12 protein-coding genes are annotated in these 14,281 nt (G+C 69.8%); 4 read left to right on the forward strand and 8 right to left on the reverse strand.

Annotated elements, in window-relative coordinates; all coding sequences use genetic code 11:
- The first annotated feature begins 179 nt into the window (after positions 1 to 179).
- The 3 genes from pta (at position 180) to pyk (ending at position 4,993) form a co-directional block, all read left to right on the forward strand.
- Entirely contained in the window at positions 180 to 2,270 is a 2,091-nt protein-coding gene (gene pta, locus AB0B40_RS06040; protein WP_345048543.1) for a phosphate acetyltransferase, read from the forward strand.
- Positions 2,267 to 3,478, forward strand: coding sequence for an acetate kinase (locus AB0B40_RS06045; protein ID WP_345048545.1), 1,212 nt, complete (start codon positions 2,267 to 2,269; stop codon positions 3,476 to 3,478). The genes pta and AB0B40_RS06045 overlap by 4 nt, the downstream gene beginning before the upstream one ends.
- An 87-nt stretch (positions 3,479 to 3,565) precedes the next feature.
- Positions 3,566 to 4,993, forward strand: a complete 1,428-nt coding sequence (pyk, locus tag AB0B40_RS06050) for a pyruvate kinase (RefSeq protein ID WP_345048546.1) — start codon at positions 3,566 to 3,568, stop codon at positions 4,991 to 4,993.
- A 92-nt stretch (positions 4,994 to 5,085) separates the two neighbouring features.
- On the opposite strand, the gene AB0B40_RS06055 is transcribed toward pyk, so the two are convergent.
- The 5 genes from AB0B40_RS06055 to AB0B40_RS06075 form a co-directional block, all read right to left on the reverse strand.
- Positions 5,086 to 5,568, reverse strand: coding sequence for a hypothetical protein (locus tag AB0B40_RS06055; RefSeq protein ID WP_362263172.1), 483 nt, complete (start codon positions 5,566 to 5,568; stop codon positions 5,086 to 5,088).
- Positions 5,569 to 5,720: 152 nt separating this feature from the next.
- The gene (locus tag AB0B40_RS06060) at positions 5,721 to 7,151 is read right to left on the reverse strand and encodes a hypothetical protein (protein WP_362263175.1); all 1,431 of its coding nucleotides are present in this window, start codon (positions 7,149 to 7,151) and stop codon (positions 5,721 to 5,723) included.
- The gene (locus tag AB0B40_RS06065; RefSeq protein ID WP_362263178.1) at positions 7,141 to 7,725 is read right to left on the reverse strand and encodes a DUF6114 domain-containing protein; all 585 of its coding nucleotides are present in this window, start codon (positions 7,723 to 7,725) and stop codon (positions 7,141 to 7,143) included. Before AB0B40_RS06065 ends, AB0B40_RS06060 begins: the two co-directional genes overlap by 11 nt.
- 120 nt (positions 7,726 to 7,845) lie before the next feature.
- Complete coding sequence (locus tag AB0B40_RS06070; protein ID WP_362263180.1) at positions 7,846 to 8,505, reverse strand: DUF6230 family protein; 660 nt, start codon at positions 8,503 to 8,505, stop codon at positions 7,846 to 7,848.
- A 622-nt stretch (positions 8,506 to 9,127) separates the two neighbouring features.
- Entirely contained in the window at positions 9,128 to 10,099 is a 972-nt protein-coding gene (locus AB0B40_RS06075) for a tetratricopeptide repeat protein (protein ID WP_362263183.1), read from the reverse strand.
- A 209-nt stretch (positions 10,100 to 10,308) separates the two neighbouring features.
- Between AB0B40_RS06075 and AB0B40_RS06080 the strand changes: the two genes are divergently transcribed.
- Positions 10,309 to 10,935, forward strand: a complete 627-nt coding sequence (locus AB0B40_RS06080) for a TetR/AcrR family transcriptional regulator (RefSeq protein ID WP_345048553.1) — start codon at positions 10,309 to 10,311, stop codon at positions 10,933 to 10,935.
- 150 nt (positions 10,936 to 11,085) lie between these two features.
- Here AB0B40_RS06080 and AB0B40_RS06085 read toward each other — a convergent pair whose 3' ends face one another.
- The 3 genes from AB0B40_RS06085 to AB0B40_RS06095 all read right to left on the reverse strand — a co-directional run bounded on the left by AB0B40_RS06085 (position 11,086) and on the right by AB0B40_RS06095 (position 13,749).
- Positions 11,086 to 12,786: a methylmalonyl-CoA mutase family protein gene (locus AB0B40_RS06085; RefSeq protein WP_345048555.1), complete on the reverse strand. Its 1,701-nt coding sequence runs from the start codon at positions 12,784 to 12,786 to the stop codon at positions 11,086 to 11,088.
- Between the two features lie 74 nt (positions 12,787 to 12,860).
- Entirely contained in the window at positions 12,861 to 13,199 is a 339-nt protein-coding gene (locus AB0B40_RS06090; RefSeq protein ID WP_345048557.1) for a DUF3817 domain-containing protein, read from the reverse strand.
- A gap of 43 nt (positions 13,200 to 13,242) precedes the next feature.
- On the reverse strand, positions 13,243 to 13,749 hold the full coding sequence (locus AB0B40_RS06095) for a MarR family transcriptional regulator (protein ID WP_362263187.1): 507 nt from the start codon (positions 13,747 to 13,749) through the stop codon (positions 13,243 to 13,245).
- Between the last annotated feature and the right edge of the window lie 532 nt (positions 13,750 to 14,281).

Raw genomic sequence — 14,281 nt, forward strand, 5'->3', positions numbered from 1 at the left:
CTGCTCGCTGTCGGTACCGGTGAGCCGGTGTCGATTGTTTCACGTCCGCCAGGCAGGTGAGGTCTTGACGGGCGCCTTATCCGTCAGCGGGGGTATTGTCAAGAGGGTCCTGCTCACCTCGGTGGGCGATTTTTATGCCGCAGACGCGATATCCAAGACATGAGGAACGGAGTGGACACGTGACGCGCAGCGTGTACGTGACCGGGATCGACCGCGGTGACGGCCGCCAGGTCGTGGAGCTGGGAGTCATGGAACTCCTGACCCGGCAGGTCGACCGGGTGGGCGTGTTCCGGCCGCTGGTCCACGACGGACCCGATCGCCTGTTCGAGCTGCTGCGGTCCCGGTACCGGCTCTCGCAGGACCCGGCGACCGTCTACGGCATGGACTACCACGAGGCGTCCGCACTCCAGGCCGAGCAGGGCACCGACGAGCTGGTCTCCGCCCTCGTCGACCGTTTCCACCTGGTGGCCCGCGACTACGACGTCGTCCTGGTCCTCGGCACCGACTTCGCCGACACGCAGCTGCCGGACGAACTGTCCCTGAACGCCCGGCTCGCCAACGAGTTCGGCGCGTCGGTGATCCCGGTCGTGGGCGGACGCAAGCAGACCACCGAGTCGGTGCTGGCCGAGACCCGCAACGCCTACCGCGCGTACGACGGGCTCGGGTGCGACGTGCTGGCCATGGTCACCAACCGGGTGGCCCGCGAGGACCGTGACGAGATCGCCGAACGGCTCGCCGACCGGCTGCCGGTGCCCTGCTACGTCGTGCCGGACGAGCCCGCCCTGTCCGCGCCGACCGTCTCCCAGATCGCGCACGCCCTCGGCGCCAGGGTGCTGCTCGGCGACGACTCGGGCCTCGCCCGGGACGCGCTGGACTTCGTCTTCGGCGGCGCCATGCTGCCCAACCTGCTGGGCGCCCTGACCCCGGGCTGCCTCGTGGTGACCCCGGGCGACCGCGCCGACCTGGTCATCGGCTCGCTGGCCGCGCACAGCGCCGGCACCCCGCCGATAGCCGGCGTACTGCTGACGCTGAACGAGGTGCCGCGCGACGAGATCCTCACCCTCGCCGCCCGCCTCGCCCCGGGCACCCCCGTCCTCTCCGTGACCGGCAACAGCTTCCCCACCGCCGAGCAGCTCTTCTCGCTGGAGGGCAAGATGACGGCGGCCACCCCGCGCAAGGCGGAGACCGCGCTCGGCCTGTTCGAGCGGTACGCCGACACCGCCGACCTGGCCCGCCGGGTCTCGGCGCCGAGCAGCGACCGGGTCACCCCGATGATGTTCGAGCACAAGCTGCTGGAGCAGGCCCGCTCCGACAAGCGGCGGGTCGTCCTGCCGGAGGGCACCGAGGAGCGGGTGCTGCACGCGGCCGAGGTGCTGCTGCGCCGGGGCGTGTGCGACCTGACCCTGCTCGGCCCGGTCGACCAGATCCGCAAGAAGGCCGCGGACCTCGGCATCGACCTCGGCGACACCCAGCTGATCGACCCGGCCACCTCCGAACTGCGCGACGCCTTCGCGGAGCGGTACGCCGCGCTGCGCGCCCACAAGGGCGTCACGGTCGAGCTGGCCTACGACGTCGTCTCGGACGTGAACTACTTCGGCACCCTGATGGTGCAGGAGGGCCTGGCCGACGGCATGGTGTCCGGCTCGGTGCACTCCACGGCCGCCACCATCCGGCCCGCCTTCGAGATCATCAAGACCCGGCCGGACTCCTCGATCGTGTCGTCGGTGTTCTTCATGTGCCTGGCGGACAAGGTGCTGGTGTACGGCGACTGCGCGGTCAACCCGGACCCGAACGCCGAGCAGCTGGCGGACATCGCCATCCAGTCGGCGGGCACGGCCGCGCAGTTCGGCGTGGAGCCGCGGATCGCGATGCTGTCGTACTCCACGGGCACGTCCGGCTCCGGGGCCGACGTCGACAAGGTGCGCGAGGCCACCGAGCTGGCGCGTGCGCGCCGGACCGATCTGAAGATCGAGGGGCCGATCCAGTACGACGCGGCCGTGGAGCCGTCCGTGGCGGCCACCAAACTGCCCGGCTCCGAGGTCGCCGGGCAGGCCAGCGTGCTGATCTTCCCCGACCTCAACACCGGCAACAACACCTACAAGGCCGTGCAGCGCTCGGCCGGCGCGATCGCCGTCGGCCCGGTGCTGCAGGGCCTGCGCAAGCCGGTCAACGACCTGTCCCGGGGCGCGCTCGTCCAGGACATCGTCAACACCGTCGCCATCACGGCGATCCAGGCCCAGAACCCCAGCGAGAAGGCGTCCCAGCAGTGACCTCCCCCACCCGTGTCCTCGTCCTCAACTCCGGCTCCTCGTCGCTGAAGTACCAGCTCCTGGACATGCGGGACAGCAGCCGTCTCGCGGTGGGCCTGGTCGAGCGCATCGGCGAGCAGACCTCCCGGCTGCAGCACACCTGCCTCATGTCCGGCGACTCCCGCGAGCACACCGGGCCGATCGCCGACCACGACGCGGCGCTGAAGGCGGTCGCCGAGGAGCTGGGCCGGGACGGCCTCGGTCTGGACTCCCCGGATCTGGCCGCGATCGGACACCGGGTGGTGCACGGCGGGCTGTTCTTCACCGAGCCCACGGTCGTCGACGACGAGGTGCTCACCGAGATCGAGCGGCTGATCCCGGTCGCCCCGCTGCACAACCCGGCCAACCTCACCGGTATCCGCACCGCGCAGGCGCTCCGCCCCGACCTGCCCCAGGTCGCCGTCTTCGACACGGCGTTCCACACGACGATGCCGGAGGCGGCGGCGCGCTACGCGATCGACCCGAAGATCGCCGACCGCCACCGGATCCGCCGCTACGGCTTCCACGGCACCTCGCACGCCTACGTCTCCCGGGAGACCGCCCGGCTGCTGGGCAAGGACCCGGCCGAGGTCAACGTGATCGTCCTGCACCTGGGCAACGGCGCCTCGGCCTCCGCGGTCGAGAAGGGCCGGTGCGTGGACACCTCCATGGGGCTGACGCCCCTGGAGGGGCTCGTGATGGGTACGCGCTCCGGTGACCTGGACCCGGCCGTCATCTTCCATTTGGCACGGGTTGGGGGAATGTCCATGGACGAGATCGACACTCTTCTCAACAAGAGGAGCGGCCTGTTCGGTCTGTGCGGGGACAACGACATGCGGGAGATCCGCCGCCGGGTCGACGAGGGTGACGAAGAGGCCGCGCTCGCCTTCGACATTTACATTCACCGGATAAAGAAGTACATCGGCGCCTATTACGCGGTGCTCGGCACGGTGGACGCGGTCGTCTTCACCGCCGGTGTCGGCGAGAACGCGGCACCGGTGCGGGAGGCGGCGATCGCGGGCCTGACGGGCCTGGGGCTGGCGGTCGACCCGGAGCGCAACGCCGTGCGCGGCGGCGAGCCGCGGCTGATCTCGCCCGAGTCCGCCCGGGTGGCGGTCGCCGTGGTGCCGACGGACGAAGAACTGGAGATCGCGACCCAGACATACGCACTGGTCGGAAAGAGCAACTGAATAGCAGCACCTGAGCGGTGCGGCACTCATTTGTATCTTCCGCCAGACGGAATATTCCGTAGCGAAACAAACCGATAGGATCGCCCCATGCGCCGTTCGAAAATCGTCTGTACTCTCGGCCCCGCGGTCGACTCCCACGAGATGCTCGTCGCCATGATCGAGGCGGGCATGAACGTTGCCCGGTTCAACTTCAGTCATGGCACCCACGCCGAGCACCAGGCGCGGTACGACCGCGTCCGTGCCGCGTCCAAGGAGACCGGCCGCGCCATCGGCGTCCTCGCCGACCTCCAGGGCCCGAAGATCCGCCTGGAGACCTTCGCCGAGGGCCCGGTCGAGCTGCAGCGCGGTGACGAGTTCGTCATCACGACCGAGGACGTGCCGGGCGACAAGCACATCTGCGGTACGACGTACAAGGGGCTGCCGGGCGATGTCTCGCGCGGCGACCAGATCCTCATCAACGACGGCAACGTCGAGCTGAAGGTCCTCGACGTCGAGGGCCCCCGGGTGAAGACCATCGTCATCGAGGGCGGTGTCGTCTCCGACCACAAGGGCATCAACCTGCCCGGCGCGGCCGTCAACGTGCCCGCGCTGAGCGAGAAGGACGTCGAAGACCTGCGCTTCGCCCTCCGCATGGGCTGCGACATGGTCGCCCTGTCCTTCGTCCGCGACGCCAAGGACGTCCAGGACGTCCACCGCGTGATGGACGAGGAGGGCCGCCGGGTTCCCGTCATCGCCAAGGTGGAGAAGCCGCAGGCGGTCGAGAACATGGTCGACGTCGTCGCGGCGTTCGACGCCGTGATGGTGGCGCGTGGCGACCTGGCCGTCGAGTACCCGCTCGAGAAGGTCCCCATGGTGCAGAAGCGCCTGATCGAGCTGTGCCGGCGCAACGCCAAGCCGGTGATCGTGGCGACCCAGATGATGGAGTCGATGATCACCAACTCCCGCCCGACCCGCGCCGAGGCCTCCGACGTCGCCAACGCGATCCTGGACGGCGCCGACGCGGTCATGCTGTCGGCCGAGTCGAGCGTCGGCGCGTACCCGATCGAGACCGTGAAGACGATGTCGAAGATCGTCGTCGCGGCCGAGCAGGAGCTGCTCTCCAAGGGCCTGCAGCCGCTGGTGCCGGGCAAGAAGCCGCGCACGCAGGGCGGTTCGGTGGCCCGCGCGGCCGCCGAGATCGCCGACTTCCTCGGCGCCAAGGGCCTGGTCGCCTTCACCCAGTCCGGTGATACCGCCCGCCGGCTGTCCCGCTACCGCGCCTGCCAGCCGATCATCGCCTTCACCACGGACGAGGGCACCCGCAACCAGCTCACCCTGAGCTGGGGCGTGGAGTCGCACGTCGTGCCGTTCGTGAACACCACCGACGAGATGGTCGACCTGGTGGACCAGGAGATCGCCAAGCTGGGCCGCTTCGACGCGGGCGACACGGTCATCATCACCGCCGGCTCGCCCCCCGGCGTCCCCGGCACCACCAACATGATCCGGGTACACCACCTGGGCGGCCAGAACCGCTGACACCGCCCGTCCTGACGGGACGACACCGAGGGCGCCTCCCGGCTACGGGGGGCGCCCTCGGTTCTTCGGGTGACTGCGCGGCGGCCGGGGGATCACACGTCCGACGGAGTTCCCACGGTCTCCCGCAGCCACACGTTGTCGCGCAGTCGCGGATGCGCGGTGGTGATCAGCCGGTACGCCTCGGCCTTCGCCCGCTCCGTGAGCTGCCGCAGCTCGGGCCAGGTCAGTCGGGCCACGGCCGGCGCGTAGTTCGTCGTCAAGGTGACGACCTCCGCCTCGCGGCTGAAGGAGAACACATGCTGGGTCACGCTCGTCTCCACCGCGATGTCACTCCGTGTCTCCAGCTCTCTCCTCGCGTACTCCAGCATGAGTGCGAAGTCGGCCACGGGCAGTCCGGGCGTGCGCAGGCCGAGATCCACACCGTGGACGACGAGCCGCAGGTCCGCCTTGAAGAAGTCGATGGAGAAGTCCGCGCCGGTCAGCTCGGGGTGCTCGGGCCGGTCCGGGTGCTCCGGCCGCACGCCGCAGGACCAGAAGACATCTTCGGCACGCGGCTCGAAGGAAAATGAAATCAACTTCTTCCCACTCCTGCCAGACGTGGTGCGGCTGTGCGCTCTTGAGGGGAGCTTCGTGGCGTCTGTCCGCGAAGGACCGTGCCCGGCCGGGTCGACCCGGCGGGGCACGGTCCTTCGCGGCATCCGAAGAGGTTCGTCGAGGACGCCGACGCTCACCCCTCGACGTACTGGTGCATCCCGGGGATCGTCAGGTTGCCGCCGAACTGGGCGGCCTGGGTGACCTTCACGTGGGTGAAGTAGATGTACGGGATGTTCAGCGGGGGCGGGCTGTCGGGGCTGAACGTCACCGGGAGCAGCCCGAACAGGTTGCCCGAGATGCTCTCGGTGTACATCACCGTGTCGCCGCCGGTGATCTTGGACTCCGAACCCTTGGCCGCCTGGACGTGGTACGTCTTGTTCGTCTGCTTGTCCTTGACGATCTGGTGCAGGTCCCCGATGACGGTGCCGCCGGAGATGACGTACTTCAGCACCTTCTTCTTGGTGCCGCTGGCCGTCTGGACCTCGACGACGCCCTGGTAATCGGCTTGCTTGAGGTACAGGGAGCTGGCGTTCAGGTACCAGGGGTCGTCGGCCACCAGCACCTTGTTGTCGACGCCGCTCACTTTGTCCGTGGCCGCCGCGCAGTCCTTCGCGGAGGCGGACTCGCTGGCGGACGGGCTCGGCGTGGCTGATCCGGTCGCGTCCCCTGCCGTCTTGGAGACGGTGTCGGTGGTGTCCTTGACGGTGTCCCCGGCCTTCTTCGCCGTGTCCCCGACCGTGTCCCCGGCCTTCTTCGCCGTGTCCTTGACCGTGTCGGAGACACTGCCGCCGCCCGAGGAGGACGAGCCGGAGCCCTCGGAACTCGACGGCGCGTGGGACGGCGAACCCGGGGCGGGCGAAGCCGAGGTGCCCGACGAGGACGACGGGGACGCTGTCGGCGTCGGGGTCGCGGACGGCGTGCCGGAGTCCTTGTGGCCGCCGGTGAGGATGTCACCGATCGTGTCCCCGATGGTGCCGAGGATGTCCCCGGCCTTGCTCTCGGTCTTCTCCGGTGCCGGCTTCGTCGCGTCGCCGCCGGAGTCCGAACCGGAGCCGGAGGTCCCGGGAGTCTCGCTCGGCTGGGGCGCGCCCTTGTCGTCGGAACCTGAATCCGGCGAAGAGGGGATGCCGCCCGTGTCCTTGGCGTCCGGCGAACCCTTGCCCTGCCCGCCCGTGCCGTCCGTGCCGCTCTGTGTGTTCCTGCCGTCGGCCGAGGACGACGGGGAGGGCGAGGGCGAGGCCGATTCCGACGCGCTCTCGGAGGCGGACGGTGACGGCGAGGCGGAGGCGTCCTTGTCGTCACCCAGCGCCTTGACGCAGTCCTTGTAGTCCTCGGCCTGCTGGCTGTTCGACGGGGAAGGAGTGCCGTTGTCGGCGAGGGCGAGCGACGATGTGAACCCGAGGCCCACGATCACCGCGGTCGGCATCGCCACGGTGGCTATCGCCTTGCCGGCCGGCATGTGGAACCTGGTGAACAGCGGCTTCTTGGGGGCCGCGTGGCGTGCCCCGGTTCTCGCCCGGGACGAGTCCACGCCAGTCCCGCGGGTCGCCTCGTCAGCCGGCACTGTGCCTCCCGTTCGCCCCGTTGGACGGGTTCGTTCCTGACAGGTCGTTCTCCCAGGGCTGGTACGCCGAGGAAGGGCCCCCGTCGCCCACCGGGTCGGTGCCCTGGTGCGGTACCACCACTTCGGGGGCACCGCCCTCGCCCGGGGCGGCCTCGGCCGACGGCTGCTGCTTCGGAGGCGCGCCCGGCGCCCAGGCCACGGCCATCGCTCCGCCGGTCAGCGCGCACAGGAATCCGACGATGAAACCGCCGAAGTTCGACATCGGGAGGGACACCAGCGCCAGCAGGATCGCCGCGGCGCCTCCGAAGACACGCATGTGCTGCTGGAACCAGAAAATGATCCCGAGGACGATGAGCAGCACGCCGATGATGAGGGAACTGGAACCGCCGGGCGTCCCCATCGCCAGGGTGAGGTGGCCGAGCTGGAGGTGCGCGTACGGGAAGTACAGGATGAAGAATCCGCCGATCATGACGAGCAGACCGGCCCAGAACGGACGCGTGCCCCGCCAGGCGCGGAACTGCAGCCTCCGGCGGGTCAACTGGCCAGGTGCGGCGGCAGGAGTCTCGGCGCTCATGGAAAACAGCTCCCTGGTGCGGCGGCATAGCCGTGGTGGTGATGTGTGCCGCGTATCAGACGCGGCCGGAGAGTCGGCGGGCGGGAGTGCCACCGGCCTCCCCCGCCCGCCAGTGAGTGACTAGTAGCACTCGTACTTCGGGCCGCTGCCTCGCGTCAGCGACATGTGCAGACCGCTGAGCTTGAAGGTTCCGGCGGTGGTCGCCCACGCCGTCTGCTTCACGTTGCTCAGGTCCGCCGAGTCCGCCTGCTGGGCGAAGCCGAACGGATTGGCCTGCTTGTTCTGGATCTCGCCACTCTTGATCTTCTCGTGCTTGAGATCCTTGGCGGCGACGCCGATGTCGATGTTGTTGAAGGTGGCGTCGGCGCCGAGGTCCTCGACGTCGATGTACAGGTGCTCCGCGTGGACCTGCTTGTTCTCGTCGTCGCTGTCACCCGCCTCGAGCCGCAGTGTGACGTCACCGATGATCGGAATGTCCGGGGTGACGACCGACTGGCACATCTTCTGGATGCGGGCCGTGGTGAAGGCCGAGACCGCAACCGGGTGAGCGGCCTGGCCACCCGTGAGGGTGTAGCCCTGGTCGATCGCGCCGTACTGCGAGAAGCCCTCACCGTGGAGGAACTTCGCCGACACCTTGAACGACTGCCCCGACACACTGAACGAAGCCGCCAGCGCACCCTGCGCCAGCGCCACGCCTATCGCGGCCGTAGCGGCGACGCTGGGCACCATGACCACAGCGAACCGCTTCCATCTGGTCCCGCCACGCACCTGGGACTCCATATTTCCTCCTTCTCGGACGTACATCTCCTGGCCCGGAACCGACCCGTTCGGCGGCTCAGCCGGGCAGGGATGGGAGAAGTGCTACGTCCTCGGGAAGGAGAGCGCCCGTACTCGGAGGCGCGCATCGCGCCCGAATCACCGGCGATCACCCCCGAGCGACAACCACTGGTCGCGCCTGACACGCATCACGCACAACCTTGCTGGACAGGCTTCACCGGTCGGCGAAGACCCCCCTGTCCTAGAGCCGGCGCCACTGCCGCCGGCTCTGCTCGGTGGGGACCCAGAGTCTCCCGCGGCCCGACCGGATGCCGGGGTGCGGGAATGGACCGAGCGTCGCCGATCGTGGTGCATTCTCGGCCCGGACACAAGGGGGTTCGTTACTGGCTAGTAACGGCGGGATAACCGGAGGACGACCGCCCGGTCTCGGAGCGCGACACTCGGTGGCATTCGAGGGCAGAGCAAAGCCGTTGATCCCTGGACGAATCCAGACAGACCAACGGCTTCGGCTTACTCGCAGTAACAGGGTTCGCGATTACCAAGATTTGGTAAAGCGCGACCATCATGGCGCCCTTACGGCCAATCTTTCACCCCGGCATCACAAGCCGGGCCGTTTAGCGACTGGTCAGAAGAGGGCGCGCGCGAGCGCCCGCCGCGCGCCGATCACCCGCGGGTCCTCCTGACCCACGACCTCGAACAGTTCCAGCAGCCGGCGCCGTACGGCGTCCCGGTCGTCGCCCGCCGTGCGCTGCACGGTGTCGATCAGCCGGCCGAACGCGTCCTCGACGTGACCGCCCACCAGGTCCAGATCGGCGGCGGCGATCTGCGCGTCGATGTCCTTCGGCTTCTCGGCGGCCTCCTGGCGCACCTTCTGCGGGTCCATGCCCTGCACGCGCTGGAGCAACTCGGCCTGGGCCAGACCCAGTCTGGCCTCCGGGTGGGCCGGGTCGTCGGCCAGCACGTTCTGGTAGGCGCGGACAGCCCCGCCGAGGTCACCGGCGTCCAGGGCCTGGGCGGCGGCGTTCAGCGCCGCCTCGTACGGGCCCTCGGCCGGTGCGGCCACCGTGGCACCGCCCGGCTCGGCGTCCGGGTCGACGGTCAGACCGGTCAGCCCGAAGCGCTGCTCGGCGACCGTCACCAGCTGGTCCAGGGTCTGCCGGATCTGCTGCTCGTCGGCCGCCCCCTGGAACAGCGGGAGCGCCTGGCCCGCCACGACGGCGAACACCGCCGGGATGCCCTGCACCCCGAACTGCTGCATCAGCATCTGGTTGGCGTCGACATCGATCTTGGCGAGGAGGAAGCGGCCGTTGTACTCGACGGCCAGCCGCTCCAGGACCGGGCTCAGCTGCTTGCAGGGCTGACACCACTCGGCCCAGAAGTCGATGACGACGGGGACTTCGGCGGAGCGCTGCAGGACGTCCTGCTCGAACCCCGCCTCATCGACGTCGATGACGAGATCGGCCGGGGAGACGGCCCCCGTCCCGCCCTGCCGGGCGGCTTCGGCGCGCGCCTGCTCGGCTTTGGCCTTGGCCTCTTGGGCCGCCTTCACCGCGGCGAGGTCGACGACACCGCTCATGGACATGTTCCGTGGCTGCATGTGTCTATCCTCCCCCGGATCCCGCGCCTGAGTGAAAAAACGGTGTGCGGCGCCGGGTCCCCACCCCACGCCTGACGGTCGTCGCCCGTGTGCGTCCCTCACGAGCTTTCGCTACGAGTCGTAGCGTAATACCAGAGGGGCGCCGCGCGACACCACACCCCGGTGATCTCCCTCACCACGCCACACGACCCGCCGGTTATGGTCATGGGATGCAGAGCCGCACCCCCGCCAGCCGTACCGGGCGCCCGCGCAGCGCCGCGGCGGACACCGCGATCCTGGCCGCGACCCGGGAGGCTCTGGTCGAGCTGGGCTGGTCCAAGCTCACCCTGGGAGACGTGGCGACGCGGGCCGGGGTTGCCAAGACGACGCTGTACCGCCGCTGGGCCGGCAAGAACGAGCTGGTCGTGGACGCCGTCGCGGAACTCTTCGACGAACTGGAACTGCCCGACCGCGGCAGCCTCGCCGCCGACATCGAGGGCGTGGTGCTGCAGTTCGCGGCGATCCTCGTCCGCCCCGAGGCGAAGAGCGGCCTGATGGCGGTGGTCGCCGAGTCCACCCGCGACGACGCCCTGCGCGAACGCATCCGCGCCTCCATCGTGGAGCGCCAGATGTGTCTGGTCCTGGAGGGCCGTGCCCGGGCCCAGCTCCGGGGCGAACTCCCCCCGGAGCCCGACCCGGAGGAATCCGCCCGGACGGTCGACCTGATCTTCGACATGGTGGCGGGCGCGGTGGTCCACCGCACCCTGGTGAGCGGCAAGGCGGCGGACGCGGAATGGGTCCGCGATTTCACCCGCGTGCTGCTGCTGGGGCTGACCGGAGCCGCACGGGAAGCCTAGGCACAGTGCGCCCGGCGGGGCCGTCCCCGGACCGGGCACGGGCATGGGGCACGGGGGCATCGGGCATCGGGCATCGGGCATCGGGCATCGGGCACGAAAACGCCGCACGCCGCGTACGTCCGTGGCGGTGTGCGGCGCGTCCGGGTTCCGTCAGAAGCCCGCGGGCTCCGTGTACACCCCCCACTCGTCCCGCAGCACCCCGCAGATCTCGCCCAGCGTGGCCTCGGCGCGGACGGCGTCCAGCATCGGCTCGATCATGTTGGCCCCGGACCGAGCGGCGGCCAGCATGCCGTCCAGCGCGCCGCGGACGGCCGTCTCGTCCCGTCGCGACTTGCGGTCGGCGAGCACGCGCACCTGCTCCCGCTCCACCTCGTGGCTGACCCGCAGGATCTCCAGGTCACCGGTGACCGAGCCGGTGGCGACGTTGACGCCCACGACTCTCTTCTCGCCCTTCTCCAGCGCCTGCTGGTAGCGGAAGGCGGACTCGGCGATCTCGCCGGTGAACCAGCCGTCCTCGATCCCGCGCAGGATGCCGGAGGTGACGGGGCCGATCGGGTGCTGCCCGTCGGGGTGCGCCCTGAGGCCCCGCTCCTTGATCTGTTCGAAGATCTTCTCCGCGTCGGCCTCGATCCGGTCCGTCAGCTGCTCGACGTACCAGGAGCCGCCGAGCGGGTCGGCCACGTTGGCGACCCCGGTCTCCTCCATCAGCACCTGCTGTGTGCGCAGCGCGATCTCCGCGGCCTGCTCGCTCGGCAGCGCGAGGGTCTCGTCCAGGGCGTTGGTGTGCAGCGAGTTGGTCCCGCCGAGCACGGCGGCCAGCGCCTCCACCGCCGTACGCACCACGTTGTTGTACGGCTGCTGCGCGGTCAGCGAGACCCCGGCGGTCTGCGTGTGGAACCGCAGCCACTGCGCCTTCTCGCTCTTCGCCCCGTACACGTCCCGCATCCAGCGGGCCCAGATGCGCCGGGCCGCCCGGAACTTGGCGATCTCCTCGAAGAAGTCCACGTGGGCGTCGAAGAAGAAGGAGAGGCCGGGCGCGAAGACGTCGACGTCCAGTCCCCGGCTGAGCCCCAGCTCGACGTACCCGAAGCCGTCCGCGAGCGTGTACGCCAGCTCCTGCGCGGCCGTGGCCCCGGCCTCACGGATGTGGTAGCCGGAGACGGACAGCGGCTTGTACGCCGGGATGCCCGCCGCGCAGTACTCCATCAGGTCGCCGATCAGCCGCAGGTGCGGCTCCGGCTGGAAGAGCCACTCCTTCTGGGCGATGTACTCCTTGAAGATGTCGGTCTGGAGGGTGCCGTTGAGCACCCCCGGATCGACACCCTGACGCTCGGCGGCGACCAGGTACATGCAGAAGACGGGCACGGCCGGCCCGCTGATGGTCATGGAGGTCGTCACATCCCCCAGCGGGATGTCCTTGAACAGCACCTCCATGTCGGCGGCCGAGTCGATGGCGACCCCGCAGTGCCCGACCTCGCCGAGCGAGCGCGGGTCGTCGGAGTCGCGGCCCATCAGCGTCGGCATGTCGAAGGCGACGGACAGGCCGCCACCGCCGGCGGCCAGGATCATCTTGTACCGCTCGTTGGTCTGCTCGGCGTTGCCGAACCCGGCGAACTGGCGGATCGTCCAGGTACGCCCGCGGTATCCGGTCGGATGGAGTCCGCGGGTGAAGGGGTACTCCCCGGGCCAGCCGATCCGCTCGAATCCCTCGTACGTGTCATGCGGCCGGGGCCCGTACACCGGCTCCACGGGGTCGCCGGAGAGCGTGGTGAAGTCCGCGTCGCGCTTGCGCGCGGCGTCGTAGCGGGCCTGCCAGCGTCGGCGGCCCTCCTCGATGGCGTGAGAGTCCATGCCTCGAATTTACTTGGACGTCCTAGTAAATGTCGATGGCAGACCGCCGTACGGCATCCGTACGGCGGTGTGCGCTACGCCTTGGCGACGACCGGGGCCTGGTCGCCGACCCGGTCGTCCAGCTCGCGGCTGATCTTGCGCTCGACGAAGAAGGCGGCGGTGGGGATGGTGCCCGCGAGCAGCACCCACAGCTGCTTGCCGACCGGCCACTTCGCCTTGGAGCCCAGGTCGAAGGCGAAGATGAGGTAGACGACGTACAGCCAGCCGTGGGCGATGGCGACGACCCGGGTGAAGTCGGCGGCACCGTCGACGTCCAGCCCGTACTTCGCGATCATGCCCAGGCACAGCAGCACCAGCAGGACACCGGTGACGTAGGCCAGCACGCGGTAGCGGGTCAGCACGCTCTTTTTCATGGAGTCGAGCGTAACCACCCGTTCCGGGAGATCTTGCCCCGGGTCACTCCTCGAAGTCGTGTGCCGCGATCCGCAGCGGGCGGAGCATCGCGAAGATCTCCTGGCACTCCTCCGCGTCGTACACCCCGAGCCCGAAGTCCATGGCCATCAGGTCGCGGGTGGCCGCCTCGACCGCCTCGCGGCCCTTGTCGGTGATGACGGCGAGGGTGCCACGGCCGTCGTTGGGGTTGGGGCGCTTGGCCACCAGTCCGGACCTCACCAGCCGGTCCACGGTGTTCGTCACCGACGTGGGATGCACCATCAGCCGCTCACCGATCTTGGACATCGGCAGCTCGCCGGCCTTCGAGAAGTCGAGCAGCACCAGTGCCTCGTAGCGCGCGAACGTCAGCCCGTACGGCTTGACCACCGCGTCCACCTCGGCGAGCAGGATCTGCTGGGCGCGCATGATCGAGGTGATCGCGGCCATGGACGGCACGCTTCCCCAGCGCTGCTTCCAGAGCTCGTCGGCACGGGCGATGGGGTCGAACGGGAGGCTGAGAGGCTTCGGCACGTCATGAGACCCTACCGGCCGGTCATGTGCCGGTCAGCTCCGTCTCGGGTTTCGGTCACCGGCCCGATACGTCAGGGTTTGACCGCCGGCCGGGTACGAGCCGGCGGTCTCGGTCGCCGGCCCGGTACCTGCCCGACTTTCGGGGCCGCCATGAGCCACAGACCGTCGAGGCCGGAGCCGACGGGCAGGGCGCTCCGGGTGACGGTCCAGCGGGAGCGGCCCGGCACGAGCAGGTCGCCGGTCCGGCCCACCGCCTGGGCTGGACCGGCCGCGTCCTCGGCCTCGGTGTCGGCCGGCCTGAGATGCGGGGACGCGGGACTGCCGACCAAGTCGGCTCCACGGCCACCACGTGCCGCCGTCACGGGAACCGTTCCTGGCCGGCGAACCGGTCCGCCGGGCCGTCGCGGCCGGGCCGTCGCAGCCGGGCCGTCGCAGCCGGGCGGGAGACGGCCACGACGGCCGCGATGGCCTCTTCCCGCCCCGCAGGGCCCGCAGGGCCCGCACGGCCCGCAGAGCCCGCACGGCCCGCACG

The sequence above is a fragment of the Streptomyces sp. NPDC042638 genome (genome assembly GCF_040647235.1).
GTDB lineage: Bacteria > Actinomycetota > Actinomycetes > Streptomycetales > Streptomycetaceae > Streptomyces > Streptomyces rameus.

What these genes read in the sequence shown, in the direction of transcription:
- AB0B40_RS06065 (WP_362263178.1), bottom strand. Translation starts at nt 7,725, where the DNA reads ATGAGCGCCGAGACTCCTGCCGCCGCACCTGGCCAGTTGACCCGCCGG.
- pyk (WP_345048546.1), top strand. Translation starts at nt 3,566, where the DNA reads ATGCGCCGTTCGAAAATCGTCTGTACTCTCGGCCCCGCGGTCGACTCC.
- AB0B40_RS06070 (WP_362263180.1), bottom strand. Translation starts at nt 8,505, where the DNA reads ATGGAGTCCCAGGTGCGTGGCGGGACCAGATGGAAGCGGTTCGCTGTG.
- AB0B40_RS06085 (WP_345048555.1), bottom strand. Translation starts at nt 12,786, where the DNA reads ATGGACTCTCACGCCATCGAGGAGGGCCGCCGACGCTGGCAGGCCCGC.
- AB0B40_RS06075 (WP_362263183.1), bottom strand. Translation starts at nt 10,099, where the DNA reads ATGCAGCCACGGAACATGTCCATGAGCGGTGTCGTCGACCTCGCCGCG.
- AB0B40_RS06090 (WP_345048557.1), bottom strand. Translation starts at nt 13,199, where the DNA reads ATGAAAAAGAGCGTGCTGACCCGCTACCGCGTGCTGGCCTACGTCACC.
- AB0B40_RS06080 (WP_345048553.1), top strand. Translation starts at nt 10,309, where the DNA reads ATGCAGAGCCGCACCCCCGCCAGCCGTACCGGGCGCCCGCGCAGCGCC.